Annotated in this window: 36 protein-coding genes, 2 tRNA genes and 1 pseudogene (1 of these 39 cut by a window edge); 35 read left to right on the top strand and 4 right to left on the bottom strand. The window is 32.0% G+C overall.

All coding sequences use genetic code 11. From position 1 onward, the window contains the following. The first annotated feature begins 2,330 nt into the window (after positions 1–2,330). From WOVOC_RS04765 to fmt, 4 genes are all read left to right on the top strand, one after another. Positions 2,331–2,546 (top strand): hypothetical protein, encoded by a 216-nt coding sequence (locus WOVOC_RS04765; RefSeq protein ID WP_232500368.1) that lies wholly within the window; start codon positions 2,331–2,333, stop codon positions 2,544–2,546. Between the two features lie 148 nt (positions 2,547–2,694). Further along, a complete protein-coding gene (rpmI, locus tag WOVOC_RS02450) occupies positions 2,695–2,901 on the top strand; it encodes a 50S ribosomal protein L35 (RefSeq protein ID WP_014869314.1) in 207 nt (68 codons plus the stop codon). Between the two features lie 20 nt (positions 2,902–2,921). Continuing rightward, positions 2,922–3,287, top strand: coding sequence for a 50S ribosomal protein L20 (gene rplT / locus WOVOC_RS02445; RefSeq protein WP_014869313.1), 366 nt, complete (start codon positions 2,922–2,924; stop codon positions 3,285–3,287). A 19-nt stretch (positions 3,288–3,306) separates the two neighbouring features. Continuing rightward, positions 3,307–4,215, top strand: coding sequence for a methionyl-tRNA formyltransferase (gene fmt, locus WOVOC_RS02440; protein WP_025264208.1), 909 nt, complete (start codon positions 3,307–3,309; stop codon positions 4,213–4,215). A gap of 97 nt (positions 4,216–4,312) precedes the next feature. Here the strand turns inward: fmt and WOVOC_RS02435 are convergent, their stop codons facing one another. Continuing rightward, positions 4,313–4,801, bottom strand: a complete 489-nt coding sequence (locus WOVOC_RS02435; protein WP_025264207.1) for a hypothetical protein — start codon at positions 4,799–4,801, stop codon at positions 4,313–4,315. Between the two features lie 217 nt (positions 4,802–5,018). Between WOVOC_RS02435 and carA the strand changes: the two genes are divergently transcribed. From carA to WOVOC_RS02280, 31 genes and pseudogenes are all read left to right on the top strand, one after another. After that, a complete protein-coding gene (carA, locus tag WOVOC_RS02430) occupies positions 5,019–6,194 on the top strand; it encodes a glutamine-hydrolyzing carbamoyl-phosphate synthase small subunit (RefSeq protein ID WP_025264206.1) in 1,176 nt (391 codons plus the stop codon). Between the two features lie 114 nt (positions 6,195–6,308). After that, positions 6,309–6,391, top strand: a tRNA-Tyr gene (locus WOVOC_RS02425). A gap of 4 nt (positions 6,392–6,395) precedes the next feature. Beyond that, a tRNA-Gly gene (locus WOVOC_RS02420) sits at positions 6,396–6,467 on the top strand. 78 nt (positions 6,468–6,545) lie between these two features. After that, positions 6,546–7,718, top strand: coding sequence for an elongation factor Tu (tuf, locus tag WOVOC_RS02415; RefSeq protein WP_025264205.1), 1,173 nt, complete (start codon positions 6,546–6,548; stop codon positions 7,716–7,718). A gap of 15 nt (positions 7,719–7,733) precedes the next feature. Beyond that, the gene (gene rpsJ / locus WOVOC_RS02410; RefSeq protein ID WP_014869308.1) at positions 7,734–8,090 is read left to right on the top strand and encodes a 30S ribosomal protein S10; all 357 of its coding nucleotides are present in this window, start codon (positions 7,734–7,736) and stop codon (positions 8,088–8,090) included. Then, positions 8,087–8,812: a 50S ribosomal protein L3 gene (gene rplC / locus WOVOC_RS02405; RefSeq protein WP_014869307.1), complete on the top strand. Its 726-nt coding sequence runs from the start codon at positions 8,087–8,089 to the stop codon at positions 8,810–8,812. Before rpsJ ends, rplC begins: the two co-directional genes overlap by 4 nt. Positions 8,813–8,814: 2 nt before the next feature. Beyond that, on the top strand, positions 8,815–9,429 hold the full coding sequence (gene rplD, locus WOVOC_RS02400) for a 50S ribosomal protein L4 (RefSeq protein ID WP_014869306.1): 615 nt from the start codon (positions 8,815–8,817) through the stop codon (positions 9,427–9,429). Next, on the top strand, positions 9,426–9,713 hold the full coding sequence (locus tag WOVOC_RS02395; RefSeq protein WP_014869305.1) for a 50S ribosomal protein L23: 288 nt from the start codon (positions 9,426–9,428) through the stop codon (positions 9,711–9,713). Before rplD ends, WOVOC_RS02395 begins: the two co-directional genes overlap by 4 nt. A 1-nt stretch (position 9,714) precedes the next feature. After that, a complete protein-coding gene (gene rplB / locus WOVOC_RS02390; protein WP_014869304.1) occupies positions 9,715–10,539 on the top strand; it encodes a 50S ribosomal protein L2 in 825 nt (274 codons plus the stop codon). Positions 10,540–10,542: 3 nt separating this feature from the next. Continuing rightward, positions 10,543–10,827, top strand: a complete 285-nt coding sequence (rpsS, locus tag WOVOC_RS02385; protein WP_014869303.1) for a 30S ribosomal protein S19 — start codon at positions 10,543–10,545, stop codon at positions 10,825–10,827. Positions 10,828–10,832: 5 nt separating this feature from the next. Beyond that, positions 10,833–11,183, top strand: coding sequence for a 50S ribosomal protein L22 (gene rplV / locus WOVOC_RS02380; RefSeq protein ID WP_014869302.1), 351 nt, complete (start codon positions 10,833–10,835; stop codon positions 11,181–11,183). A gap of 39 nt (positions 11,184–11,222) precedes the next feature. Beyond that, positions 11,223–11,843 (top strand): 30S ribosomal protein S3, encoded by a 621-nt coding sequence (rpsC, locus tag WOVOC_RS02375; protein ID WP_014869301.1) that lies wholly within the window; start codon positions 11,223–11,225, stop codon positions 11,841–11,843. 11 nt (positions 11,844–11,854) lie between these two features. Continuing rightward, entirely contained in the window at positions 11,855–12,268 is a 414-nt protein-coding gene (gene rplP / locus WOVOC_RS02370) for a 50S ribosomal protein L16 (RefSeq protein ID WP_014869300.1), read from the top strand. Between the two features lie 11 nt (positions 12,269–12,279). Beyond that, entirely contained in the window at positions 12,280–12,471 is a 192-nt protein-coding gene (gene rpmC, locus WOVOC_RS02365; RefSeq protein ID WP_014869299.1) for a 50S ribosomal protein L29, read from the top strand. 4 nt (positions 12,472–12,475) lie between these two features. Then, the gene (rpsQ, locus tag WOVOC_RS02360) at positions 12,476–12,709 is read left to right on the top strand and encodes a 30S ribosomal protein S17 (protein ID WP_025264202.1); all 234 of its coding nucleotides are present in this window, start codon (positions 12,476–12,478) and stop codon (positions 12,707–12,709) included. 9 nt (positions 12,710–12,718) lie between these two features. Next, on the top strand, positions 12,719–13,078 hold the full coding sequence (rplN, locus tag WOVOC_RS02355; protein WP_014869297.1) for a 50S ribosomal protein L14: 360 nt from the start codon (positions 12,719–12,721) through the stop codon (positions 13,076–13,078). Beyond that, positions 13,078–13,395, top strand: coding sequence for a 50S ribosomal protein L24 (rplX, locus tag WOVOC_RS02350; RefSeq protein WP_014869296.1), 318 nt, complete (start codon positions 13,078–13,080; stop codon positions 13,393–13,395). The genes rplN and rplX overlap by 1 nt, the downstream gene beginning before the upstream one ends. A gap of 5 nt (positions 13,396–13,400) precedes the next feature. Then, complete coding sequence (gene rplE, locus WOVOC_RS02345; protein ID WP_014869295.1) at positions 13,401–13,934, top strand: 50S ribosomal protein L5; 534 nt, start codon at positions 13,401–13,403, stop codon at positions 13,932–13,934. Between the two features lie 17 nt (positions 13,935–13,951). Continuing rightward, positions 13,952–14,260 carry a 30S ribosomal protein S14 gene (gene rpsN, locus WOVOC_RS02340; protein WP_014869294.1) on the top strand — a complete coding sequence of 103 codons (309 nt, stop codon included), beginning with the start codon at positions 13,952–13,954 and terminating at the stop codon, positions 14,258–14,260. Between the two features lie 20 nt (positions 14,261–14,280). Next, positions 14,281–14,676 (top strand): 30S ribosomal protein S8, encoded by a 396-nt coding sequence (gene rpsH, locus WOVOC_RS02335; protein ID WP_014869293.1) that lies wholly within the window; start codon positions 14,281–14,283, stop codon positions 14,674–14,676. A gap of 16 nt (positions 14,677–14,692) precedes the next feature. Then, positions 14,693–15,238: a 50S ribosomal protein L6 gene (gene rplF / locus WOVOC_RS02330; RefSeq protein ID WP_025264201.1), complete on the top strand. Its 546-nt coding sequence runs from the start codon at positions 14,693–14,695 to the stop codon at positions 15,236–15,238. Positions 15,239–15,243: 5 nt separating this feature from the next. After that, positions 15,244–15,618 (top strand): 50S ribosomal protein L18, encoded by a 375-nt coding sequence (gene rplR / locus WOVOC_RS02325; RefSeq protein WP_025264200.1) that lies wholly within the window; start codon positions 15,244–15,246, stop codon positions 15,616–15,618. A gap of 12 nt (positions 15,619–15,630) precedes the next feature. Then, on the top strand, positions 15,631–16,143 hold the full coding sequence (gene rpsE / locus WOVOC_RS02320) for a 30S ribosomal protein S5 (protein WP_014869290.1): 513 nt from the start codon (positions 15,631–15,633) through the stop codon (positions 16,141–16,143). 3 nt (positions 16,144–16,146) lie between these two features. Then, positions 16,147–16,617 (top strand): 50S ribosomal protein L15, encoded by a 471-nt coding sequence (gene rplO, locus WOVOC_RS02315; RefSeq protein WP_044104084.1) that lies wholly within the window; start codon positions 16,147–16,149, stop codon positions 16,615–16,617. A 3-nt stretch (positions 16,618–16,620) separates the two neighbouring features. Continuing rightward, positions 16,621–17,949 (top strand): preprotein translocase subunit SecY, encoded by a 1,329-nt coding sequence (gene secY, locus WOVOC_RS02310; RefSeq protein WP_025264198.1) that lies wholly within the window; start codon positions 16,621–16,623, stop codon positions 17,947–17,949. Then, positions 17,946–18,599, top strand: coding sequence for an adenylate kinase family protein (locus WOVOC_RS02305; protein WP_025264197.1), 654 nt, complete (start codon positions 17,946–17,948; stop codon positions 18,597–18,599). Before secY ends, WOVOC_RS02305 begins: the two co-directional genes overlap by 4 nt. Positions 18,600–18,658: 59 nt before the next feature. After that, on the top strand, positions 18,659–19,027 hold the full coding sequence (gene rpsM / locus WOVOC_RS02300; protein WP_025264196.1) for a 30S ribosomal protein S13: 369 nt from the start codon (positions 18,659–18,661) through the stop codon (positions 19,025–19,027). Between the two features lie 22 nt (positions 19,028–19,049). Continuing rightward, positions 19,050–19,436 (top strand): 30S ribosomal protein S11, encoded by a 387-nt coding sequence (gene rpsK, locus WOVOC_RS02295; RefSeq protein WP_025264195.1) that lies wholly within the window; start codon positions 19,050–19,052, stop codon positions 19,434–19,436. 21 nt (positions 19,437–19,457) lie between these two features. Beyond that, a complete protein-coding gene (locus WOVOC_RS02290) occupies positions 19,458–20,528 on the top strand; it encodes a DNA-directed RNA polymerase subunit alpha (RefSeq protein WP_025264194.1) in 1,071 nt (356 codons plus the stop codon). Positions 20,529–20,535: 7 nt separating this feature from the next. Continuing rightward, positions 20,536–20,992: pseudogene (gene rplQ, locus WOVOC_RS02285) on the top strand (50S ribosomal protein L17). An 80-nt stretch (positions 20,993–21,072) separates the two neighbouring features. Beyond that, a complete protein-coding gene (locus WOVOC_RS02280) occupies positions 21,073–22,089 on the top strand; it encodes a substrate-binding domain-containing protein (RefSeq protein ID WP_025264193.1) in 1,017 nt (338 codons plus the stop codon). Positions 22,090–22,971: 882 nt separating this feature from the next. On the opposite strand, the gene WOVOC_RS02275 is transcribed toward WOVOC_RS02280, so the two are convergent. The 3 genes from WOVOC_RS02275 to rlmB form a co-directional block, all read right to left on the bottom strand. Next, a complete protein-coding gene (locus WOVOC_RS02275) occupies positions 22,972–23,508 on the bottom strand; it encodes a cytochrome c oxidase assembly protein (RefSeq protein WP_025264192.1) in 537 nt (178 codons plus the stop codon). Beyond that, a complete protein-coding gene (locus tag WOVOC_RS02270) occupies positions 23,509–24,231 on the bottom strand; it encodes a Bax inhibitor-1/YccA family protein (RefSeq protein WP_025264191.1) in 723 nt (240 codons plus the stop codon). A gap of 68 nt (positions 24,232–24,299) precedes the next feature. Beyond that, a protein-coding gene (gene rlmB / locus WOVOC_RS02265) for a 23S rRNA (guanosine(2251)-2'-O)-methyltransferase RlmB (protein WP_025264190.1) crosses the window boundary here: on the bottom strand, positions 24,300–24,427 show its final stretch. Its footprint extends 643 nt past the window's final position; the window shows 128 of its 771 coding nt (coding positions 644–771); its start codon lies off the right edge, out of view; it ends in the stop codon at positions 24,300–24,302.

Raw genomic sequence — 24,427 nt, 5'->3', positions numbered from 1 at the left:
AACATGGTTACATATAGTTTTGAAAAAGAGTTGGTGTTAAGTTATCAATGAACTACTTATAAAAACAAGTTTTATGGAAAGTAGAGTTAAAGCTTAGTCTATTTGGCTGATTAATAACCCAGTTGTTATAATCAATAACATGCAGATAATCTACACTTTATGTAAGTGTGAGTTTTGAAAAAGAACTTAGTCCTATAATCGTGCAAATTGCACTGGCTGATTCAGCATATACTTGAATTTTTGCCATCTTATAGTTTTTTCAGTAGAGCGATATTTAATATTTTCTTAGTGAAAAAAATTACTTTTTTCTTATTATTAATTATGGTTCTTAGGTTTTTATTCCTATTAATAGTGAAAATATTTCTCATTAAATTTTATCTCAAGTATTAACTGCAATTGGAGCATCGTTTGGTTTTATTGTGGCTACTTATGTAAGCAGCACTTATTTTTTCCTTGTTCGGTTTGAATTGACGTTTTCACTAATGTAGACAATTCTAAGCTTTTCTGCACTAATAGTTCAAGTATTGTTCTCTAGCTTTCTTGCTAAGGTACATATTAGAAAGTCCGATTTATGCATGATGCTATTTTAGTATTTATGTTTTTTATCTAAACATACTTTCGGAAAGCGGCTTTTAAAAAACATGTAATAAAGAGCTCCATAAAAATGGTAATATGCTTTGTGTTTGTGGTACTTGAAACCAAGGAGATATCTCTTAGATATAACCTCGATAGTCGATGGATGCTATTACTTCTAGAATATTTCTAGTGCTTAATACCTTGATGGGCTTTAAGATTATTGAGCAACTTAGTATTTAATACAATAGAGTCAGTATAGCAAGCTGCAATATTGTATAGTTTAGTCTTGTAATTGGTGCTTTAATTACAAATTGAATCTTGAATTTACTTGAAAATAGAAGATATGTCATTTCTGCTTCTACTCTGTTACAAGGTGTTTCAATTATTGTTTTACTATACAGTTATTTAAAAGTTAATATCATATGTTTTGAGTGTTGACGTTTGTTTTTTTTTGCAGAGTATATGTGCATGTTTTGTTGGAGGCGAAATTGTAAAACGAGGGACATTAGTACATCGTCATCTATTATTTCAATAGGTTTGTGTTTACTATGGAGGTAGAAGAGCCATAGCATCAATTTTAACCACCTCTTGCAGATCATTAAATAGCGTTTTTATAATATTTAAAACGTTGGTAGTTACCAGTTAATATTTTTAATTTTATTATAGAAGAGATGTATCATGAAAATAAAGTAGCTGAATCTCGAGTTGATCATTGTATTTCATATTTATATATTATAATAAATTGTAAATTATGTTACGGTAAAAGATGTAACAGTAACTAAAGCAATAATAGTTGAAGGTATAAATCAAGAAATCTAATTGTTGAAAGAAAACTCTGCTGTAATAATAGGCGATATATTGGATGAAGTAAAGGTAAGCTTATGAAATATTCTTGGTCAAAAAAAAGAAGGAAAGACCAGGAAATATATCGAAAACATCAAAAAAGTGATAATTTAAGCAAAAATTCAGTCTTTTTAAAATTCTTAAAAGTAATAAAAATTAATTAGTGGGTAGGAAAAATTTACTCTACGCTATTGGAAAAGTTACTGAAGAACTATACTTGAAACAACGTGTTTTAAAATTCTGTGAGAGTCAATTCTGTCAAATAAAACCTGTAAAACACAAAGGAAGGAGACTATATGATTATAAATGTATAGAAGGATTATAAGGAAGATAAAGCACATGCTATATGATAAAAAGTATATAATAGAAAGAGTACAAAAAGAATTTAATAATGGTATAAAAGTCAATCGTAGTTCGAATAATTTTATTATAAGAATTTACTGAATTAAGAGATTATTTAATCAGTAAAATAAATAGTGAGGAAAGTAGTGATGAATAGATATAGGTGTAGAGATGTAAATTTTGTGTTCATAGCCAAAAAGCTAACTGAAAAAGTGTGGACTTACGTTAAAAGCATCTGTATCACTTAAATAGTAGAGTAAAAATTTAATTAATAAGTACCTTTGCGATTAAGAAAAAATCAATTATTCACAATAAATTTAGCTTATATCTATGTTTTGTATGTGAATGTTAGAATGGAATTTTACATATGTGAAGAAAGAAGAATAGCAAATGTAGTGACTCAGTACTGGAATGAGACAAAAGGATCAGATAAGAAGCTGGCCGGAAAGGCACAATACAGACATCGCTGAAATAATGGAATCTTTGGCAGCATTATTTTATTATCGAGGTTATATTTGTGAAAACGTAAGAGGAAAGGCTGTTCAATTCTATGGGTTTAAAAAAAAAATATGCGTATTGATAGTAAATATACAATTGATGCATTATTTTTGCAGTTATATAAAGTAGATGTAATCATTGATAAATTTGACTTTGTAGTAGATAGTGAGTGCTTGATCAATGAAAAGGAAGAAAGTGAAAGTATTAAAGTGAAGCAGATGTTGTTACCATTCGGAGATAAAAATATAACACATATACTGGGCTTGGTTACATCTAAGCTTCTTTAATATACAATTTTAGCTTGTGCTGTAGCTTTTAGATTGCATATTATAGCATTATAAGTTACAATGCTGTTTTATTCTTTAGTAAAGTTATTTATGCTATATTAGCTACTTTTCATAAAAAGCAGTTTAGTGATAATGTTTGTGAGTTTATATGAAGAAAATGAAATTAAAAACTAAATCTTCTGTTAAAAAACGTTTTAATCTTACAGCTAAAGGTAAAGTTATTTCTACTCAATCAGGCAAAAGACATGGTATGGTGAAAAGGAGTAAATCTAGCATTCGTAATCAGCGCGGTACGATAATTCTTGGTAAGTCTGACTCACGTATAGTTAAGCTTTATATACCTTATGGTGTCTAATAAAATGGAGGTAAAATAGAATGGTTAGAGTAAAACGTGGAGTTACTACTCACGCTCGTCATAAAAAAATATTAAAATTAGCAAAGGGATACAGGGGACGTGCAAAAAATTGTTACAGAATTGCTCTGCAAAAGGTTGAAAAAGCATTGCTGTACTCTTACAGGGATAGAAAAAATCGCAAGCGTGATTTTCGCAGTTTGTGGATAATACGTATTAATGCAGCAGTAAGAGAACATGGGCTTACTTATAGTAGGTTTATACATGGGCTTATGCTTGCTGGAATTGATTTAAATAGAAAAATTCTTGCTGAAATGGCTGTTAATTATAAAGATGATTTCACAAAATTAGTAGAAGCTGTTAGCAGCAAGTTAGTAGAAAATTCTTAAATCTCCTAAGCGAAGTAGAATGAGAGTTGTTTTTATGGGGTCGCCTGAATTTGCTGTTGGCACACTAAACCTATTATTAAAGTCAGAAAATGAGGTAATAGCAATATATACTAAGGCTCCAAAACCATCAGGGCGTGGGCAAAGGCTAACAAAATCTCCTGTACATGCTATCGCTGAAGAAAATGATATAGAGGTATGTACTCCTACGTCTCTAAAGACTTTAATAGAGCAAGAAAAGCTTAGAAATTTTAAACCAGATATTGTAGTTGTTGTCTCATATGGATTGATTCTTCCAAAAGAAATTTTGAATGTTCCCAAATACGGTTGTATTAATATTCATCCTTCATTGTTGCCTAGATGGCGCGGTGCAGCTCCTATACAACGTGCAATTCTAGCAGGAGACCAAGAAACTGGGGTTAGCATTATACAGTTGAATGAAGGGTTGGATTCTGGTCCTATTTTAAAGCAGAAAAAGTTTATTATTGGAAAAAATGATAATTACAAGACGTTGTATGATAGATTATCTATATTAGGCAGTAATTTGCTGATGGAGATATTGAATAAAATTGAAAAACAGGTTCCTTTAGAACAGAGAGATGATAATGTATGTTACGCTGATAAAGTGGAAGATTATAGAATATATGCAAGTAATGCTTGTGAAGTTGCCTATAGGAAAGTTAAAGCGTTTTATCCTAAGGCGTTTGTCAAAATAGAAAACAAACGTCTCAGAATACTTGATGCTGATTTTAAAGTAAATCTATCTTTAACTTCAGCACAAGGTGAGATTATTAATGATGATATGCACATAAGCTTAAAAAGCGGCATTTTAATTCCTAAAGTGGTGCAAATGGAAGGAAGAAATCCTTGCACGGTTGCAGATTTTATCCGTGGTTTGAAATCAAGCATGATGAAAAAATTTATAGAGTAAGTGGACTCTACGTATATTCAATTTATGTTAGTAGGAGAAATGCAAACGAATTATACAATTTACTTGATTAATGTACTAAAGCAAACATCAAAGCAGGCTATACCTGGCAGCTTTGTGGTGAAATAAATTTCTCGACACTACTAATAACAAAATGAGTTGTACCATTAACTGCATTATCTAGTTTTTCATCTATGCTTTTGCCTATTTTCTCGCCTTTAAAAGGTTCATATAGAGCTAAAGCAGCTATGGCTGCACATGCTGAAGTTAAACCAGTTTGTACTAAAATAAGCAGTGATAATCCTCCTGCAAATATAGACATTAGCCCAATAGCTAAATTTGTGATTTTATTTTGTGTAGTTTTTTGCGTTACTTGATTTTGATCTGCCTGTTTATCCTTTAAGACATTCGATACTGCTTTAGAGATAATTTTTGTCGCTGTTGCTATAATTGAAGCTATAGCTAGCCCTATAACCATTTTTGCTAAAAGAAAAATTGATGATAGCGTTACTACGAGTAATAATAAACTAGCTGCTATAATGTGCCGCTTTTTATTTATTCTCTTAGATTGATCTTCATTATTGTACATCGCAAGCTCTTTATTCTGCTTAAAAAATAACTTATTTAAATTAACATGAAGTGTGAAAGTGGTCAAGACATGTTTTATGTAAGAGTATATTGAAAGTGTTTCTCATGTTATTCTTTACCCATTTACAATTACGATTTAAAATTTTAGAAGGAGTTTTTTACCTATTGTATTGTTAAAAACTCTTATATACTACCTTGAATCAATTAGAGAGAATTAAGTGCAGGAAGCGGTTTTAGTTTTACAAAGTGGTAAATGCTTTTTGGGAAAGTCAATAGGTAAAAAGGGCAAGTGTGTAGGTGAGATCTGTTTTACTACTGGTGCTACTGGTTACCAGCACACTATAACTGATCCTTCTTTTGCTGATCAAATTATAATGTTTACTTTCCCTCATATTGGTAATATTGGGATAAACAGCAAAGATAATGAAGGAAAAAAAATTTTTGCAAGCGGTGTAATTATGCGTGAACTTTCTCCTGCATCTCATCCTTCTTCATATATTAGTTTAAATGATTGGTTAGAGAGAAATGATGTAGTTGGAATATCAGGAGTTGATACTAGAGCCTTAACGAGACACTTAAGGAAGTATGGGTATCAAAATGGAATAATATGTTCATTAACCTATCCTTCAGGGTGTAATGCTGGTGCCTATAGTGATCGCACTATTCAAGTGATAGAAGATCTATCAAACGAATTGGGTGAATATAAACCTATAAATGGAATGGAAATAATTGATGTAGTCAGTTTAAACAATGATATTAGTAAGTCTTCTGTTGTCCAAGTTACTGACACCGGAGCTCAAAATATTGAAAAGTATAAAGTCATAATAGTTGATTTTGGCGTGAAATCTAGTATAGTTTCACGCTTAATAGAACTTGGCTGCATAATTAAACTAATTAAGCCAAATAAAGGGTTTTCTCAAAGAATATTAAATATGTGTCCGGATGGCATAGTGCTTTCAAACGGTCCTGGTGATCCACAAGAAATAGGAGAGACCGTAACTCCAGAAATAAATGTCATTATAAAGTCCAAAATACCAATTCTTGGAATATGTATGGGTCATCAGTTACTTGCGATTGCCTTGGGAGCAAAAACTATTAAGATGAATATTGGTCACCGAGGGAGCAATCATCCAGTTTATAATATAAATAGCAGAAAAGTTGAGATCACTAGCCAAAATCATGGCTTTGTTGTTGATCCGTTTTTCTTACCAAGAAACGTAGAGATTACTCACATTTCTCTATTCGATAACAGTATAGAAGGAATAATGATGAAAAATTATCCAGTTTTCTCTGTGCAATACCATCCAGAAGAAGCGCCAGGTACTCATGATTCACATTATTTGTTTAGGTACTTTATTAACAATATTAAATTATATAAAATAAAGTCTGCATAATTAAAATTATTAAAGGTTTTACTGCTTGATTTTTTAATTTTAGGCATTTATTATTAAATATAATGAAGGATTAGGTTGAAATACTGGGACAATACTTTTTTAACAGGTTTTTATGGAGGGGTGACCGAGTGGTTAAAGGTAACAGACTGTAAATCTGTCCGCGAAAGCGTACATAGGTTCGAATCCTATCTCCTCCATTGTGCGGGTATAGCTTAATTGGTAGAGCTCTAGCCTTCCAAGCTAGTGAAGTGGGTTCGAATCCCACTATCCGCTCTTTTTTTTTGTTGTATTTTTATAAAATCAATATATTACTGTTGATGTATTTACATTTTAGGTAGAAGAATTTAGATTATGGCACGAATAGTAGAGGCATTTGGTAAGCCGCATGTAAATGTGGGAACAATAGGACATGTGGATCATGGAAAAACAACGTTAACAGCTGCGATAACGAAGTATTATGGAAATTTCGTAGCATATGATCAAATAGATAAAGCACCTGAAGAGAGAAAAAGGGGAATAACGATAGCAACAGCACATGTTGAGTATGAAACAGATAAGAGACACTATGCACATGTTGACTGTCCTGGGCATGCTGATTATGTGAAAAATATGATAGTAGGTGCAGCACAGATGGATGCAGCTATATTAGTAGTGTCTGGAGTTGATGGATCAATGCCGCAAACAAGAGAACACATATTACTTGCAAAGCAAGTTGGTGTTAAGTATATCGTTGTGTATATAAATAAAGCTGATGTGGCTGATCACGATATGATTGGTTTGGTAGAAATGGAAGTTAGAGAATTGCTGAGTAAGTATGAATTTCCTGGTAACGATGTTCCTGTGGTGATTGGGTCTGCATTAAAAGCTCTGGAAAATGGAGATAGTGAATATGGAAAGAAGTCAATAGAGAAACTAATGGAAAAGTTAGATGAATATGTGGCAGTTCCATCAAGGCCTGTGGATTTACCATTTTTAATGCCAATTGAGGATGTATTTTCAATACTGGGACGTGGAACAGTAGTAACAGGGAGGATAGAAAGGGGAGAAATAAGAACGGGCGAAGAGGTAGAGATAGTAGGTTTAAAAGCAACACGAAAGACGATATGTACAGGAGTAGAAATGTTTAAGAAGTGTCTAGATAAGGGATCTGCTGGATTAAATGTAGGGGTATTGCTAAGAGGAACGAAAAGAGAAGAAGTAGAAAGGGGTCAAGTGTTGGCAAAGCCAAATTCAATAACACCGCACAAGAAGTTTAAGGCAGAGGTATATATATTAAAAAAAGAAGAGGGAGGAAGACATACACCATTTTTTGAAAATTATCAGCCGCAATTTTATATAAGAACTACAGATGTAACAGGAAGTATAAGATTGTTAAAAGGGAAAGAAATGGTAATGCCAGGAGATAATTTAAGTGTAGAAGTAGAATTGCAGGCAACGGTAGCAATGGATAAGGGATTGCGTTTTGCAATAAGAGAAGGTGGTAGAACCGTTGGTTCTGGTGTTGTTTCCGAAATTTTAGAATAAGTGGTGGTAACTAAGATGGAGCAAGAAATACACATTAAAATAGAAGCTTTTGATTGTTCAAGATTGGAAGAATATGTTAGAAAGTTTGTGCGTGAATTTAAGGATAAGTTAAAACATTCTGGCACAAGATTATCCGGTCCGGTTGCTTTACCAAGGAGCAATCTTAAATTTAATGTTAATAGATCTCCTCATGTTGATAAAAAATCTCGTGAACAACTTGAACGGAGGACTTCTAAGCGTTTGATTGTTTTATATAATCCTACTCCTACTATAGTACAAATGCTTGGAAGTTCATCTTTCCCTTCTCCTCTTCCTGGAGTAGAAGTTAATTCAAAAATTAAGAAGGTTATAAAGTTTAGGAAGAGGGAATGAAAAGAATAAGTTCACTGAAAAGAATTGGTTTGTTAATGAAAAATGTTGGTCATACTGCTATATATTATAATAGTGGTCATGTCGCTGTAACTTTATTATATCTCAATGAAACTTATATTGTTGATGTAAAAGAGCAGGATAAGTGTGGGTATAATTCAGTTATTTTAGGTACTGGAGATTTTAAAAATATTGCAAGGCCTCAGTTAGAATATTTGAAGAAAAGAGGAATAAAAAGTAGATGCAGGTTATATGAAAGTAGATTAAATAACCTCTCAGGGATAAGATGTGGTAAGAAAGTAGATGTTAGCCATTTTATAGTTGGTCAATATCTTGATATTACAGGATATTCGATTGGTAAAGGATTTGCTGGTGTAATAAAGCGGCATAATTTCAGTGGACTTAGAGCGTCTCATGGTGTTTCTATTGCTCATAGGTCGCAAGGTTCTACAGGTCAGTGTCAGGATCCTGGTAGAGTCTTTAAAGGAAAGAAAATGGCTGGTCATTTAGGTAGTAGTAGGGTAACTGTACAGAATATGAAAGTATTATTTATTGATCATGAAAATAGTATTATTGCTATAAAAGGCAATAATGTTCCTGGATTTAGAAATTCTTACGTTTTTGTAAGGGACGCAGTTAAGAAGCCTTTACATAAAAATGCTCTTTTTTCAGTAAGTTTGCTGTTAGATACAAATGATGTTAATACTAGTAATTTGGTAAGTTAGTTATGGAATGTAAATTAGTTAGTTTGTCTAGTGGTGATGTAGGTGTTGTTCAGCTTAACCCTTTGATATTTTTTGTTAAACAAAAATTGAGTATTTTGCACGATATAGTTACATGGCAATTAGCAAAAAGAAGAGCTGGTACTCATAAAACAAGAGGTATCAGTGATATTTCTGGTACAACAGCTAAGCCTTATAGTCAAAAACGTACTGGTAGGGCAAGACAAGGTAGCTTACGATCTCCTCAATTTAGAGGTGGGGAAATTGTTTTTGGTCCTGTTGTGAGAAGTCATGCCTATTCTCTTAATAAAAAAGTGCGTAAGCTTGGTTTAAAAATCGCTTTATCTTTAAAATATTTTAATAATCAAATAATTGTTCTTGATAGTTTAGATATTAATATGGAGAAAACATCTGAAGTATGTAAATTTATTAAAAATTTTAAATTTTCTTCCTTTTTGATGGTTGGTGACTATGGAGATAATTTATTGCGGATTACTAGAAATTTGCATCATATAAACTTGATCAAGCCTATCGGATTAAACGTTTTTGATATATTAAATCATGAGTGCGTGATGCTAACAAATGATGCTTTAAAAGACCTTGAAGACAGGTTATTATGATAAAATATAATAATATAATTAAATGTCCTATAGTTACAGAGAAAGCTTCTTTTTTGAAAGAGAAATTTAATAAATATTCTTTGTATGTTTTTGTGAATGTAAATAAGCATAAAATAAAGTTGGCAATAGAATCTCTATTTAGAGTTAAAGTTTCCTCTATAAATGTTGTTATAGTTAGGCCTAAACGTAGGCGTTTTAAAGGTGTGTCTGGTTATGAAAAACAAAAAAAGAAGGTTTATTTTTCTTTAATAGATGGTCAAAAATTAAATATAATGAGTGTTTAATATGGGCGTAAAATTTCTTAATCCTGTTACTCCGTCTTCTCGTGGAACTGTGTTGATAAGTAGAGTTGGGTTGTCAAAAGGTAAGCCAGAGAAATCTCTTACATTTGGTAAAAAGTCTAGCGGTGGAAGGAATAATTGTGGTAGGATTACAACTTCTCATAAAGGTAGTGGCCATAAAAAAAAGTATAGAATTGTAGATTTTAAACGCAATAGAGGTGATCAAGGTATAGTTGAAAAAATAGAGTATGATCCGAATAGGAGTGGTTTTTTAGCGTTAATATTATATGGAAGTAGTAATACTAAATCTTATATATTAGCTCCTCAAAATGTAAAGCCTGGTGATTATGTGATGTCAAGTGATAGTGCTGATATAGTAGCAGGTAATTGTTTACCGTTAAAATGTATACCTATTGGTTCTTTTGTTCACGGTGTTGAATTGAAGCCAGGTAATGGTGCTGTAATTGCTCGAGCTGCTGGTTGTTATGCACAAATTGTCGGTCATGATGGTAACTATGTATTATTACGGTTAAGGTCTGGTCAAGTTAGATTGGTTTTATCTTCTTGTAAGGCTACTATTGGTGCAGTATCTAATCCTGATCGTAAGAATAGAAAACTGGGTAAAGCAGGGAGAAGTAGATGGTTGGGGATTAGACCTACTGTTCGTGGAGTTGCTATGAACCCAGTTGATCATCCTCATGGAGGTGGAGAAGGAAAAACCTCTGGTGGACGTCATCCTGTTACTCCTTGGGGTGTTGCAACAAAAGGAAAAAAAACTCGAAAGAAAAATAAATTTAGTAACAAGTATATAAAACAGTTGAAAGGTTAGTTTATGAGTAGATCTGTATGGAAACCACCTTTTTGTCATCCTTCTGTATTAAAATTGGTGAATAGGGTTTTAAAAGAGGGTACTATTAATAAAGTAATAAAGATTCACTCTAGAGCTTCTATAATTCTTCCTAATTGTTTAGGTTTAAAATTTGCTGTTTATAACGGTAAAGATTATGTTCCCGTTAGTGTTAATGATCAAAATATGGTAGGTCATAAGTTTGGTGAATTTTCACCTACCCGTAAATTTAATGGTCATAGTGGTGATAAAAAAGCGGTAAGAAGGTAATTGGTATGAAAAGTAGATTTGCAGTAATTAAAGCTAGTTCTGGAGTTTTAAAATCAACTCCTCGTAAATTGAGTTTGGTTGCCAATTTAGTACGTAATAAAAAGGTTTCTTTTGCTAATGTCCAGTTGAAGTTTTGTGAAAAGAGAGCTGCTGGTCTTATAGCGAAAGTATTAGATTCTGCAGTTGCCAATGCTCAACATAATTATGGGTTAGATATTGACAGTCTATATATAAAGGAAATCTTGGTAGGCAAGTCTTTTACTTTGCGTAGAATATATCCAAAGGCTATGGGTAGGGCTAATAGGGTTAATAAGTATTACAGCAATTTAACTATAAAGCTAGAGGAAATTGTATAATTCGTAAAAATATAAAATTAGTGAGGAAAAGTATAAAATATGGGACAAAAGGTTAATCCTATAGGATTAAGGTTGAAGATAAATGCTAATACCTGGGATTCCATTTGGTATGCTAATAAAGATTATAAAGAAAAATTGCACCAGGATTTGTTTATTCGTAGTTACATAAATAAATCTTTTAAGCATGCAGGTCTTTCCAGAATAATTATAGAGCGTAAAGGTGATTTGATGTCTGTAACAATACACTCTTCTAGACCTGGAGTGATAATAGGTAAGAAAGGCTTGGATATTGAGAAGGTAAAACAAAAAATAATTCAAAAAGTAAAAGATAATGTAGAAGTGAATGTGGTAGGAGTAAAGAGGCCTGAAATAGATGCAGCCTTGATATCAAACAGCATAGCACAGCAGTTAGAAAAACGGGTTTCATTCAGAAGAGCGATGAAAAAAGCTATTCAAAGTTGTTTGAGGATGGGAGGAGGAGGTATTAAGATAAGTTGTTCTGGACGTCTTGGTGGGGCTGAAATAGCTCGTACCGAATGGTATAAGGAAGGTCGTTTACCTTTACACACTTTACGTGCTAATATAGATTATGCTTTATGTGAAGCAAAGACTGTATATGGTATTATAGGAGTTAGAGTTTGGGTTTATATTATTAATTAAGGTATATTGGAATGTTTGTCCCTAAAAAAAGTAAATATAGAAAGGTGTTTAAAGGGAGAATTAAGGGTAGTACAAAAGCTGGTAGTACATTGTCTTTTGGAGATTATGGCTTAAAAGCTATAGAAGCAGGTAGGATTCAGTCTAAGCATATTGAAGCTGTAAGACGTGTGATATCTAGAACATTGAAACGCTCTGGTAAAGTGTGGATAAGAATTTTTCCTGATATTCCTGTTAGTAAAAAACCTGCTGATGTGCGGATGGGTAAAGGGAAAGGTAGTGTTGAATTTTGGATATTTAAAACTAAGCCTGGTAGGGTGTTATTTGAAATTAGTGGTAGTGTTTCCATGCATTTGGCAAAATTAGCACTTGAAAAAGCAATTGCCAAGCTTCCTATAAAATGTAAATTTGTATCTAATTATAGTTGAGTAAAATTACGATGGGTATAATTGAGATTAGATCGAAATCCTCGCAAGAGTTGTATGAAGTTCTTATAAATTTAAGGAAAGAGTTTGTTAATTTGGTTTTTCAAAAAAAATTGGGACAGTGTAGCAATGTTACGCGTTTTAGTTTGATAAGGAAAAATATAGCTCGTATTTTAACTGTGTTAAATGAAAGAACGATAGAGTAAAAGAATGCCTAAGAAAATTTTGTGTGGTGTTGTAATTAAAGCTGAGTGTGATAAAACTGTAAAGGTTTTAGTACTGCAGGTATATAAGGATAGGCTATATAAAAAAGTCATAAAAAAATATAGAAAGTATACAGCACATAGTGAAAATAATACTTGCAAAGCAGGGGATAAAGTTTTTATACAAGAACATAAACCTATTTCTGCCACTAAAAAGTGGATTGTTGTTCAAGTTGGGTAAGATGTTCATATGATTCAAAAAAATACATTGTTAGAAGTGGCTGATAATTCTGGTGCACGTAAAGTGCTTTGTATTGGCTTGTTGGGTGGCAGGAAGTTTGCATCTGTAGGTGATACAGTTATTGTATCTGCTAAATCTATCAACCCGAAGGGGAAAGTTGAAAAGGGAAAAGTATATAGAGCAGTTGTTGTTAGAGTGAAAAGTCGTATTAGAAAGTCTGATAACTCTGTAATTCGTTTTTCTAGTAATGCTGTAGTTTTAATTAATAATCAAGGTGAACCGCTTGGTACTCGAGTATTTGGTCCGGTGAAAAAATTGTTGTCTGGTTCTTTTATGAAAATAATGTCACTGGCTGTTGAGGTTTTATAATGAGTGCGAAAATAAGAAGTGGCGATGACGTTATAGTTTTAGCTGGCAGGGATAAAGGCAAAATTGGCAAGGTAGTTAAAATTTTAATGCATAATGCTAAAAAGAGGGCAATTGTTTCTGGAGTAAATGTGTATAAAAGGCATACCAAGCCAAAAGCAGGTGATAGTGGTGGTATATTAGGTAAAGAATTGGCTATTGATATATCTAACATTGCAATGTTGGATCCTAAATATAAAGCTCCAACTAGAATAGGGTTTAAGGTTATAGATGGTAAAAAGGTACGTTTTGCGAAAGTTTCTGAGGAAGTAATAGATTAGGTAATATGTTTAAAGAATTGTATAAAGGTAGCATAATAAAATCCTTGAAAGATAAGTTTAACTATAGCAATATAATGCAAGTGCCTAAGCTTGTTAAGGTATGTATTAATATGGGTGTTGGTGATGCTGCTGTAGATAGTAAAGCAATAAATGAGCCGTTTGGCTGTCTACATTTAATTACAGGGCAAAAACCTATTTTAACTTCCGCAAAAAAATCTATTTCTGGGTTCAAGATAAGAAAAGATGCTACAGTAGGTTGTAAGGTAACTTTACGTAGAGATAAAATGTATGAATTTTTAGAAAGATTGATATATATCACTTTGCCACGGGAAAAGGATTTTAGAGGATTTAGTGTAAAACAATTTGATGGTAATGGTAATTTTTCCTTTGGAATAAAGGAACATATCTCATTTTTAGAAGTAGATTATGATAAAGTAAGTAAGATTAGAGGTATGGATGTAAATATTATAACAAGTGCAAGTAGTGATGAAGAAGCAAAACAGTTATTACTAGCTTTTAGATTTCCCTTTTTTGATTGATTAAAGAGGATAAATATATGGCAAAAAAATCTATGATACAAAGGAATCTTCGTAGAGTGAAGTTGTGTGATCAATATAAGGAAAAAAGAAGGGAATTAAAATCTATAGTAAACAATAAAGATATGCCTATGAATGAAAGATTTGCTGCTCAAAATAAGTTAATTAAAAAATTGCCTAGAGATTCTTCTAAAATCAGAATTAGAAATAGGTGTATTTTAACTGGTAGGCCAAGGGGAGTGTATAGGAAATTTGGTTTGTGTAGGATTGTTTTGCGTGATTTATGTGCTTTTGGAAAAATCCCAGGAGTTACAAAATCTAGTTGGTGAATAAATATAAGGAGTATATTATGGCTTTATCTGATAGTATTGGGGATTTTTTAACAAGGATACGTAACGCTCAATTAGCAATGCATAGGACAACGAGAGTTTTGTTCTCTAGAGTAAATTCTTCTATACTGAAGATTTTGAAAGATGAAGGATATATTCTTAATTATCAGAAGGAGGTTACAGGTAATGTGCCGTTTTTTGTTATAAAATTGAAGTATTACGAGAGGTTGCCTGTAATTACTGACATAGTTAGAGTATCAAAACCGGGTTGTCGTCGTTATTCTAGGTATAAGGATATTGCTAAAGCATATAATGGGCTTGGTGTTTTTATTATATCTACGTCTAAAGGGGTAATGACGGACTACAATGCGCGTAAGTTAAAAGTTGGTGGGGAAATTTTGTGTCGTGTATTTTAAGTGATAGGAGAAGTTTATGTCTCGTGTAGGTGCCGCACCTGTAAATATTCCTGTTGGTGTTTCAGTTGAGTATGATGATGGTGAGATATTGATAAAAAGTGTTAAAGCAGAAAAAAGGCTTAGATTAAACAGTAGTATTGTGTGTTGTGTTGTTGATAATCAGTTGCTGCTTTCTATTAATCAAGGCAAGGGTGATTATGATGAGATAAAGCCTATGTGGGGTACTTATAGAAGTAATATTAATAATATTATTAATGGTATGATTAATGATTTTTCTGTTGATCTTGAGGTTAATGGTGTAGGATATAAAGCAGAGTGTAATGGTAAATATTTGACTTTGTATCTTGGTTATAGTCATAATGTTAAGTATAAAGTGCCCAAAGATATTAAAATCAAGTGTATAAAACCAATTCACTTGGTAGTTAGTGGTATGGACAAGCAGAAAGTCTATATGATAGCATCTGATATATGTAAAATTAGAAAATATGACCCTTATAAAGGTAAGGGTATTATAATGAAAGGTAAGTTTATGTTGCGTAAAGTTGTAAGTAAAAAAAATTAATTAAGATGAGAAGGTTATATAATTTTCTGAGTAATTTTGAAAAAAGGAAGTTGCGTAATAGAAAAAAGCTTAGTTATGGTGATAAGAAACGTTTACGTATATCCATATTTAAGTCTAATAAGCATTTTTACGTTCAATTAATCAATGATGAAAAGGGAGTAACTCTCGTTTCTGCTTCTACTTTGGATGCTAAAATTAGGAATGCATGTAAAAGTAAGGTTAACGCTAAAACTATAAAACAAGTTTCTTCTTTAATGGTTGAGCGGTTATCTAATATGAAGTTAGAACAAAAATTGGTATTTGATCGCGGACCATATAAGTACACAGGGTTAATTTCTCAATTTGCTGATTCTTTAAGAAATTCTGGGTTTAAGTTTTAAGAAGTTTTGGATATGGCTGTAAAGAATTTACAAGGTAATGATGATTTATCAGAGCTTTTAGTTTCAGTACGGAGAGTGACAACAGTTACAAAAGGTGGTAGAAGATTTTCATTTTCAATTTTAGTTGTTGTTGGAGATGAGAAAGGTAGAGTAGGGTGTGGAATGGGTAAACATGCAGAAGTTGCTGAAGCAAGAGTAAAGGCTGTAAATGCTGCAAAAAAATCGATGATTAGAGTATACTTGCGTGAAGGTAGAACTCTACATCATGATATTAAAGCTAAGTTTTGTTCTGGTGAGATAGTTTTAAGGGCAGCTAGAGCTGGAACAGGTATTATTGCTGGTGGGGCGATTAGGGCAGTTTTTGAAGTGCTAGGTATAAAAGATGTAGTAGCTAAGTCTATGAGATCGAATAATCCTCATAACGTTATTTATGCAGTATTTGAGGCTTTTAGTAGTATGTTATCTCCTCGTCAAGTTGCGAGCAAAAGAGGTAAAAAAATTAGTGAGATAGTTGAAAATAGGTAAAATATGAATAGTGCTATAAAATTAAACTCTATATTTAATAAGTTATCAAAGAAAAAAAAGTCTAAGTTACTAGGTAGGGGTATTGGTTGTGGTAGAGGTAAAACATCTGGTAGAGGTCATAAAGGGCAGAAGGCTAGGAGTGGTGTTTCTATAAATGGATTTGAAGGTGGACAACAGTCTATATATACTCGTTTACCTAAAAGAGGTTTTAATCCTGTACGTAGAAATATATGCTCAATAATTAATGTTGGTGATGTGCAGCGTTTAATAGAGGCTAAAAGGATAGTAAAAGGTTCTGTTGTAAATAAGGAAATACTATGTAAATTAGGTTTTATAAAGTCTGTTAAGAACAAAATCAAGCTTCTTAATAAAGGTAAGTTGAGTGAGAAATGTGTGTTTTATGTTGACTTTGCATCGGAAGCTGCAAAAAAATCTGTGGTTTTAGTTGGTGGTAGTGTAGAAGTACTATCATAAATAATGAACAGTAAGTCCGCATTTAATAATTTGGATACTGCATTATTGTATAAAGGTGATTTATTGAAGCGTATATTTTTTACGCTAATCGCTTTAATTTTTTATCGTTTGGGTACTTATGTGCCTATTCCTGGAATTAATCTTGATATAATTAATGATATCTTTCCTAAAGAAGGTTCTGGTGTCTTTGGAGTATTTAATCTGTTTTCTGGTGGTGCATTAGCTAGAATGACAATTTTGGCACTAAGTGTTATGCCGTACATAGTTGCATCTATAGTTATGCAGTTATTATCTTCTGCAATCAAAGGAATTAGTGAAGTTAAGAACGATGGAGAATTGGGACGTCGAAAGATGAGTTCTTACATATATTATATGACTATAGTATTTTGTCTATTTCAATCAGTTGCTATTTTAATAGGATTAGAAAGAATGAATAAGGAAGGAGTACTGATTGTAGTCGAACCTGGTTTTATGTTTCGTACAGTAGGGGCCTTTAGCCTTTTAGGTGGAACGATATTTCTAATATGGCTTGGTGAACAAATTAGTGCTAGTGGTGTAGGTAACGGCATCTCATTAATCATTTTTACAGGTATAATATCAGAATTATATAGTGCTTTTTCGTCACTGTTGACATTGAATAAAAATGGTAGTATATCGTTGCTTATTATACTTTTTATTTTAATAGTATTTTTCTTGCTGTTGCTTTTGGTTATTTTTACAGAGTCTTCTTATAGAAAAGTCATTGTTCAGTATCCTAGAAAGCAGTTTAAAAAGTTACATAATGACGATTTTACTTATATACCGTTAAAGATTAATTTATCTGGTGTAATACCAACTATTTTTGCCAATGCAGTTTTATTGACCCCTATTTCAATTGCAAATTTTTATAGGGGTTATGCTTTTTCTGATTTTATTTTAAATTGCTTTGTAGTAAATAAAGTAATTTATATTATAGCTTATTTAGCACTTATAGTATTTTTCAACTTTTTCTACACCAATTTTATATTTAATTCAGAAGAAAATGCTAATTTTCTTAAAAGAAATGGTGGTTTTATACCTGGTAGAAGGCCGGGAAAACATACTTCTGATTACCTTCAAGAAATAGTTCTAAAGTTAACATTTATTGGCTCTGTATATCTAGTGGTTATATGTGCTGTGCCTGAAGTTATAAGATATTATTATAGTATACCGTTTATTTTTGGTGGAACAAGCTTATTGATTATAGTCAATGTTGTTACTGATACTATTATGCAAATACAATCTTACATTTTTTCGAATAGGTATGATAGTTGGATAAAGAAGTATGAGTCTAGAACAAGAAAATTAAGATGATTATTATAATCTTTGGTCTTCCTGGTTCCGGTAAAGGTACTCAGTCAAGTTTTCTAGTAGCAAAGTATAACTTAAAGTTAATTTCAGTAGGGAATATATTGAGAAGTATTATATCTAGCAATAGTGAGTTAGGTAAAGAAATAAAGAATACTGTAGAGTCTGGTAATTTAATTCAAGATGAGGTCATATTTGAATTATTATGCAATCAGCTTGCATTGATAGGTGATGATAATTTTTTATTAGATGGTTTTCCGAGAAATCTAAATCAAGCTCATTTTCTAACTCAAATTTTGCAAGAGAAATATAATAGAAATGTGAATATTGTTATTGAGTTAGAGATTGATGATAAGATTGCAATTGATAGATTAAGAAATCGACTTGTATGTCTGGATTGTAAGAACACATATAGTGTATCTTTTTTTAAGAAGAACGATAATCTTGTTTGTATAAAATGTAAAAGGACAAGGCTGAAAAGAAGAATTGATGATTCTGACTTATCTATAATTAGTAAAAGAATAAGCGAGTACTATGTACAAATAGGTGGTTTACGTGAATATTATAAAGATAAATTGTTAACAGTTAATGCTAATCTCAATATTGTTCAGGTGAAACAAAAGATTGAGAGCAAAATTTCTTGTAATTTGATTTGATTCTAAGTTATTTTATGGTATAAGTTAAAAATTATTACTAGTGGAGTATTGGAGTATTAGTGGTACGCGTTGCAGGTGTAAATGTTCCAGTAAAGAAATGTGTTCCTTTTGCATTAACTTATATATATGGTATAGGTATCGCTACTGCAAATACAATTTGCCGTGCTTGTGAAATTAATAAAGGTAAACGTATTTCAGAGTTGCAAGATAAGGATATAGAAAGGATCGGTAATTTCATTAGACAAAATTATACCATAGAAGGTGAACTTAGGAAAGAAGTGGCTATGAATATAAAGTCTTTAGTAGAAATGGGTTGCTATAAAGGAGTGAGGCACAGAAAAGGTTTGCCTGTAAGAGGACAAAGGACTCATACCAATGCTAAGACTCGTAAGGGTAGGTCTCACTTATCTATTGCTGGAAAGAAATAAAATTTGTAGTTATTATGAATTTATGAAGAAGTTCAGAACAGTTAGTAAAAGTACAAAGAAGTTTGTCACTGGAATTGTTCATATTCGTGCAACTTTTAACAATACTTTTATAAATGTAACTGATGTTCAAGGTAACACTTTGTACCAAACTTCTGTTGGTGCACATGGTTTCTCAGGTTCAAGAAAATCTACACCTTATGCTGCGGGGAAAGCTTCAGAATCTGCTGCAAGGATTGCGGTAGAAAAATTTGGTATGAAGGTTGTTTCCGTGATAATATGTGGTCCTGGTTTTGGGGCTGAAGCTGCGGTTAAAGCACTCCAAGGCTGTGGGTTAACAGTAACCTCAATTGCAGATAAAACTGCAATTCCTCATAATGGATGTAGGTTGAGAAAAAAAAGAAGAGTATAGAATATTTAAGAAGGGTATTTTATGTATCGTAATGACAATGTTACTGTTTTTAGTAGTTTAAGTAAATTGACTAGGCCTAATTCAATCAAGATATTACCAGGTAATTCAAATGAAAAAGGTGATATAGTATTAGAACCATTGGAGAGTGGTTTTGCTTTGACACTTGGTAATGCATTGAGGCGTGTGATGTTATCTTCTCTTATAGGTAGTGCTGTTTATGGAATAAAAATTGAAGGTGTAACTCATGAGTTTACTTCAATTCAAGGGATAAGAGAAGATGTAACTGATATAGTATTGAATGTGGGTATGTTGAGGTGTAAATTGAATGGTACTCTTAATAAGAGCTTAAATTTGAGTGCTAAAGGGCCTTGTCAAGTAGTGGCTGGAATGATAGAAGCTGATGATCAGTGTTCTATTGTTAATAAGAATTTGCTAATATGTACCCTCGGGCAGAATGTGGAGCTCAATATGACTATATATGTAGCTAGTGGAAAAGGCTACCTTCCTGTTACTAAATATAAAGAAAACGAGCTTTTGAAGCTTATTAGTGAACGGGATTTAAAGGGGTTCATCCCAGTTAATGCTTTGTATAGTCCTATTAACAAGGTTTCGTATAAAGCAGAGAATAGTCGTGTTGGTCAAGTTACTGATAAGGATAAGTTGATATTGTCGATTGAAACTGATGGTACAATTTCTCCAAGTCAAGCTGTTGATTCTGCTGCAAGGATATTACAAGAGCAACTGCAGCCCTTTATTAACTCTGATGCGAGTCATAAAAAATCGTCACAAGTCTCTTCGTCTAGTAGTTATAGAGATTTAGGTTATGATCCTATCTTATTACGTAAGGTAGATGAAATGGAGTTGTCTGTTAGGTCACATAATTGTTTGAAAAATGAAAATGTTACTTATATAGGTGATCTTGTTCAGAGAACGGAGAGTGAAATGTTGAGGACTGCTAATTTTGGCAGAAAGTCTTTGAATGAGATCAAGGCAGTTTTAAATAATTTTGGTTTATCTTTAGGTATGAATGTCCCAGATTGGCCACCTAAGAATATAGATGAATTAGCTAGACAACATACTGATGAAGATTAAATGATATATGAAACATAGAATAAAAAAGCGTAAACTCTCTCGTCGAACTAAGCACAGATTATCGATGCTGAAGAACCTTTCTATTTCCTTAATAAACCATGAGCAGATTATAACTACTTTGCCGAAGGCTAAGGAGCTTCGCCCGTATGTGGAAAAATTTATTACAATTGCTAAGAATAAAAATACTTTATATGGCAGAAGGCTTTTACTTTCACGCCTTCATAATAATAAGTTAGCAGTTGATAAATTACTGGCTTTAGCTAGCCGTTATCAAGATCGTAAAGGTGGGTATTCTAGAATAATAAAGTTTAACACCCGAAAGGGTGATTGTGCTTCAATGGCGGTGGTAGAACTTGTTGATAGGGAGTACTGTAGCAAAAGGTAAAGTTAATAATAAAAAAAAAGAAGAAAGTAAAGTAGTTATAAAAATTAATTATTATTATAATAATCTATTTTTATGGTAAATAGTTTGTACCTTAATTAGAATTTTTTAATTTGATCTTTTGTTATAATAATTATAGATTTATATCTTTAATGAAAAATAATGTCTAGGAGCTTTCTCTTAATTTTTATATTTGTAGTGTTTATGCCGCTATCAAATGTTGATGCAAGAAAATATATTAGAATTGTTGGATCTTCGACAGTTTTTCCTTTTATCTCATTTATAGCTGAAGACTTCAGTCGTGTATTTTCTTTTAGAACTCCAGTTGTAGAGTCGATAGGAAGTGGCCAAGGATTCAAGATGTTTTGTTCAGGTGTAGGAAAGAACACGCCAGATATCGCTGCTTCATCTCGTCCTATAAAGGAGGCGGAGAGAGAGTTATGTAAAAGAAATAAGGTTAATGAAGTGGTAGAAATCATTATTGGATATGACGGAGTTGTAATTGCAAATTCGAATCAAAGTTATAAGTTTGATTTTACAAAAAAAGATTTGTTCGAAACTTTATCCGCGTATTCCGAAGAAAATGGTAAACTGGTTAGAAATAATAAGAAGTTTTGGTTTGATATAAATCATGTTTTACCAAAAACAGAAATTGAAATTTATGGTCCACATCAAAATACAGGTACGTACAATACTTTGATTAATTTCATTATGCTTGATCAATACTCATGCATGAATTCAAGAGTTTTTAAAGAGAGCTATAAGGATCCAGAAGAAAGAAAGAAAGCATGCAGTAGTATAAGAGATGATGGAAGATACATAGAAGTTGGAAGTAATGAAAATATAATAATTCAAAAATTGAAAAGTAATAGAAATGCCTTAGGGATATTTAGTTTTAGCTTTTTAGTGAGGAACCAAGATAAAGTACAAGGGAGCACAATTGCAGGAATTGAACCAACTTATGAAAATATATCGTCAGGAAAATATATATTAGCAAGGCCTTTGTATATCTACATAAAAAAAGAGCACTTAAATATCACTGATGGATTAAAAGAGTTCATTAGAGAAGTGATAGATTCAATCAGTGCTAAGAATGAGTACTTATCTAGGCTTGGTCTGATTCCGCTTTCGAATGATGATATAAAGAAAGTTTTAGCAAAAGTTTATAATATAGTGTAATATCTTTTGTTTTAGAAAATAGATCTATAGAAAGTTACTAATGTTTGCAGGTCTTATATTCAATTATGTTTATTACTGAAATATTTCTATTGTTGTTCAGCTTAATGATGGTTATTATTGTTATTACTGATAAGTATTTGTACTACGGATGAAAAATTTTCCTAGCTCGTTTATATAATTACCTGCACATCTAGTTCAACTTTTTTTACTGGGTAAAGTTAAGTAGGTTGCATAGAATATTAGCAGTTTTTGCGGTTATCAGTTATATTTGGATTGTTTTTATTCCTGTTTGTAGTTATTCTATTCTGGATAGTCTTGAGTTATATTAATGTATTGATTGAAGTAGCATCTGTCTTTTTTTGTTTAGTTATGTTGAAATAGGCTGTTTCTAGAAAATTCTGCTATAGAGAGCAATGCTACATACTGCATAGAAGATTTTGGTATAATTAATTGTTATATAGTGATTGCAGTTTTTTTCTAGATTCTTAAAGTTCTAATTCTTAAATAATTTACTTTATTCTAAGTACTCAAATACTACGAAAAGAAGATTACTAAACACACGAAGTGGTGAATCGTTATAGCCTGATTTCTTGATATACATATTTTTTCTTATTATTTTGGCTGATATTTCATTATTTAACACAAATTTTATGATTTATAATCATATCTTTACTACGTTCATTATAAGAAAAAACTAATCTTGATACTTTGAATAGTAGAAGGTTGCTGACGCACTTATCACATGCATAAATGTTGTCTGGATTGCTATTGCAAATGTTACAGTAGTGTTTAGTTAATTAAAAAAGTTTTTTTTGCTGCGTTTACGACTCATATATGTACTTGGAAACATGAAGATATTTACAGCCTTTCTCCCATTTTCTACTATTTAAGCTTGAAAAACGTATATGATAGTGTTATTTCACTTAAATCTTTTGTGCTATTATCATGCATGATCTCAGGGTCTATGTAAAAGGAAACTGGCATGGCTACTTTTTGTTTCGGCAATAGCGTTTGTTCTTCAAAGCAAAAGCATGCAACTTTGTTAAAATACTTACCTGCTTTAAAAGGTGTGACGTTGTATACTGCCATTCCAAACGAAAGCTGATCAGATAAATTTTTTGCGTAATAGAAAGCTAAATTTTGTTCTCCTATGTTCACATCAATGTAGCTAGTTTCTGGGTAAAATTTCCATAATAAATCTGGCATTATATCAGCGTTAAAATAGACTCTAATTTTTTGATTAGTTATATTTGTTGTTGTGTTGATTACTTTTCTCGTTGTGCCGCCATACCCGGTAACTTTACAAAAGGTACTATATAGTGGTACCGAAATGTATGTAAGACATAGCATTAATACCACTAAGGATATCAAAAAAAAAGCTATAGAACCTTTACTATTTCCTCTTAAGAAGGAAAACATCTAGTCTCTATTATTAAATAAGTTAAGTAACCTAAGTAAATTGAGGAAGATATTGATAAAGTCGAAATAAAGATTAGTTGCACCAAGTATAGCTAGTTTAGTGGCTGCGAGTTCTGATCCATCGTTGTACCTATAATAGATATCTTTTATCCTTTGAGCATCGTATGCAGTAATTAGAGTAAAAATTATTACTGATATGAACGATATTGCAAAATAGAGAGAACTGCTTCCAAGAAATGAATTAACTATGGACGTAATGATTAATCCCCAGATTCCCATAATTAGAAAAGAACCCATGCTAGTCAGATCTTTTTTTGTAGTATTACCATATAAAGCCATGGAGCCAAACATAAACGATGTAATAAAAAATGCTCTTGCTATATTTTTTGCTATGTAAACTATGAAGATATGGGATAAGGAAAGCCCCATTAAGACTGAGAATAAGAGAAATACAATAACTGTAGACTGAGAGCTCAGATATTGAAGCCTAAAAGACATATAAAATACTAGTGCAACTGGAGAAAGCGTTACTATAAGTGACAGAACTGGACTGGAATAAATTACCTGAAAAAGGCCAGAAAACACCGTCAAAAACGCAATAAGTCCAGTGATACCTAAAGCTAGAGCCATGTAATTATATACTTTAGTTAGGTAACTCCTAAGTCCAGCGCTATAATAAATACCTTGAGAGCAAACACCTCGCTCGTTTCTCATGTAAGACATAAATATGACTCCTTTTTATTCCTTAGTATTATTGTAGTACGAAACTGTATCTTTATCAAGCAAAAAAATCACTTTATTATTATATGCGGTGTTTTACTGTATATAGAGTATAATACTATTGCTGCTGCATTTGAAACATTTAAGCTATCAATTGCATTTGACATTGGGATTTTTAAAAGATAGTCACAATTTTCTT

Source organism: Wolbachia endosymbiont of Onchocerca volvulus str. Cameroon (assembly GCF_000530755.1).
Lineage (GTDB): Bacteria > Pseudomonadota > Alphaproteobacteria > Rickettsiales > Anaplasmataceae > Wolbachia.
Note: the sequence above shows the minus strand (reverse complement) of the source record. Positions and strands in the feature narration are given on the sequence as shown.

What these genes read in the sequence shown, in the direction of transcription:
- WOVOC_RS04765 (WP_232500368.1), top strand. Translation starts at nt 2,331, where the DNA reads ATGCGTATTGATAGTAAATATACAATTGATGCATTATTTTTGCAGTTA.
- rplF (WP_025264201.1), top strand. Translation starts at nt 14,693, where the DNA reads ATGTCTCGTGTAGGTGCCGCACCTGTAAATATTCCTGTTGGTGTTTCA.
- rplD (WP_014869306.1), top strand. Translation starts at nt 8,815, where the DNA reads ATGGAATGTAAATTAGTTAGTTTGTCTAGTGGTGATGTAGGTGTTGTT.
- rplE (WP_014869295.1), top strand. Translation starts at nt 13,401, where the DNA reads ATGTTTAAAGAATTGTATAAAGGTAGCATAATAAAATCCTTGAAAGAT.
- rpsC (WP_014869301.1), top strand. Translation starts at nt 11,223, where the DNA reads ATGGGACAAAAGGTTAATCCTATAGGATTAAGGTTGAAGATAAATGCT.
- rpmI (WP_014869314.1), top strand. Translation starts at nt 2,695, where the DNA reads ATGAAGAAAATGAAATTAAAAACTAAATCTTCTGTTAAAAAACGTTTT.
- WOVOC_RS02395 (WP_014869305.1), top strand. Translation starts at nt 9,426, where the DNA reads ATGATAAAATATAATAATATAATTAAATGTCCTATAGTTACAGAGAAA.
- rpsQ (WP_025264202.1), top strand. Translation starts at nt 12,476, where the DNA reads ATGCCTAAGAAAATTTTGTGTGGTGTTGTAATTAAAGCTGAGTGTGAT.
- WOVOC_RS02290 (WP_025264194.1), top strand. Translation starts at nt 19,458, where the DNA reads ATGTATCGTAATGACAATGTTACTGTTTTTAGTAGTTTAAGTAAATTG.
- rplR (WP_025264200.1), top strand. Translation starts at nt 15,244, where the DNA reads ATGAGAAGGTTATATAATTTTCTGAGTAATTTTGAAAAAAGGAAGTTG.
- WOVOC_RS02270 (WP_025264191.1), bottom strand. Translation starts at nt 24,231, where the DNA reads ATGTCTTACATGAGAAACGAGCGAGGTGTTTGCTCTCAAGGTATTTAT.
- WOVOC_RS02305 (WP_025264197.1), top strand. Translation starts at nt 17,946, where the DNA reads ATGATTATTATAATCTTTGGTCTTCCTGGTTCCGGTAAAGGTACTCAG.
- WOVOC_RS02275 (WP_025264192.1), bottom strand. Translation starts at nt 23,508, where the DNA reads ATGTTTTCCTTCTTAAGAGGAAATAGTAAAGGTTCTATAGCTTTTTTT.
- rpsK (WP_025264195.1), top strand. Translation starts at nt 19,050, where the DNA reads ATGAAGAAGTTCAGAACAGTTAGTAAAAGTACAAAGAAGTTTGTCACT.
- rplO (WP_044104084.1), top strand. Translation starts at nt 16,147, where the DNA reads ATGAATAGTGCTATAAAATTAAACTCTATATTTAATAAGTTATCAAAG.
- secY (WP_025264198.1), top strand. Translation starts at nt 16,621, where the DNA reads ATGAACAGTAAGTCCGCATTTAATAATTTGGATACTGCATTATTGTAT.
- rpsE (WP_014869290.1), top strand. Translation starts at nt 15,631, where the DNA reads ATGGCTGTAAAGAATTTACAAGGTAATGATGATTTATCAGAGCTTTTA.
- rpmC (WP_014869299.1), top strand. Translation starts at nt 12,280, where the DNA reads ATGGGTATAATTGAGATTAGATCGAAATCCTCGCAAGAGTTGTATGAA.
- WOVOC_RS02435 (WP_025264207.1), bottom strand. Translation starts at nt 4,801, where the DNA reads ATGTACAATAATGAAGATCAATCTAAGAGAATAAATAAAAAGCGGCAC.
- rplB (WP_014869304.1), top strand. Translation starts at nt 9,715, where the DNA reads ATGGGCGTAAAATTTCTTAATCCTGTTACTCCGTCTTCTCGTGGAACT.
- rplV (WP_014869302.1), top strand. Translation starts at nt 10,833, where the DNA reads ATGAAAAGTAGATTTGCAGTAATTAAAGCTAGTTCTGGAGTTTTAAAA.
- rpsH (WP_014869293.1), top strand. Translation starts at nt 14,281, where the DNA reads ATGGCTTTATCTGATAGTATTGGGGATTTTTTAACAAGGATACGTAAC.
- rpsN (WP_014869294.1), top strand. Translation starts at nt 13,952, where the DNA reads ATGGCAAAAAAATCTATGATACAAAGGAATCTTCGTAGAGTGAAGTTG.
- rpsS (WP_014869303.1), top strand. Translation starts at nt 10,543, where the DNA reads ATGAGTAGATCTGTATGGAAACCACCTTTTTGTCATCCTTCTGTATTA.
- tuf (WP_025264205.1), top strand. Translation starts at nt 6,546, where the DNA reads ATGGCACGAATAGTAGAGGCATTTGGTAAGCCGCATGTAAATGTGGGA.
- fmt (WP_025264208.1), top strand. Translation starts at nt 3,307, where the DNA reads ATGAGAGTTGTTTTTATGGGGTCGCCTGAATTTGCTGTTGGCACACTA.
- rplN (WP_014869297.1), top strand. Translation starts at nt 12,719, where the DNA reads ATGATTCAAAAAAATACATTGTTAGAAGTGGCTGATAATTCTGGTGCA.
- rpsJ (WP_014869308.1), top strand. Translation starts at nt 7,734, where the DNA reads ATGGAGCAAGAAATACACATTAAAATAGAAGCTTTTGATTGTTCAAGA.
- rplP (WP_014869300.1), top strand. Translation starts at nt 11,855, where the DNA reads ATGTTTGTCCCTAAAAAAAGTAAATATAGAAAGGTGTTTAAAGGGAGA.
- rplX (WP_014869296.1), top strand. Translation starts at nt 13,078, where the DNA reads ATGAGTGCGAAAATAAGAAGTGGCGATGACGTTATAGTTTTAGCTGGC.
- rplC (WP_014869307.1), top strand. Translation starts at nt 8,087, where the DNA reads ATGAAAAGAATAAGTTCACTGAAAAGAATTGGTTTGTTAATGAAAAAT.
- WOVOC_RS02280 (WP_025264193.1), top strand. Translation starts at nt 21,073, where the DNA reads ATGTCTAGGAGCTTTCTCTTAATTTTTATATTTGTAGTGTTTATGCCG.
- rplT (WP_014869313.1), top strand. Translation starts at nt 2,922, where the DNA reads ATGGTTAGAGTAAAACGTGGAGTTACTACTCACGCTCGTCATAAAAAA.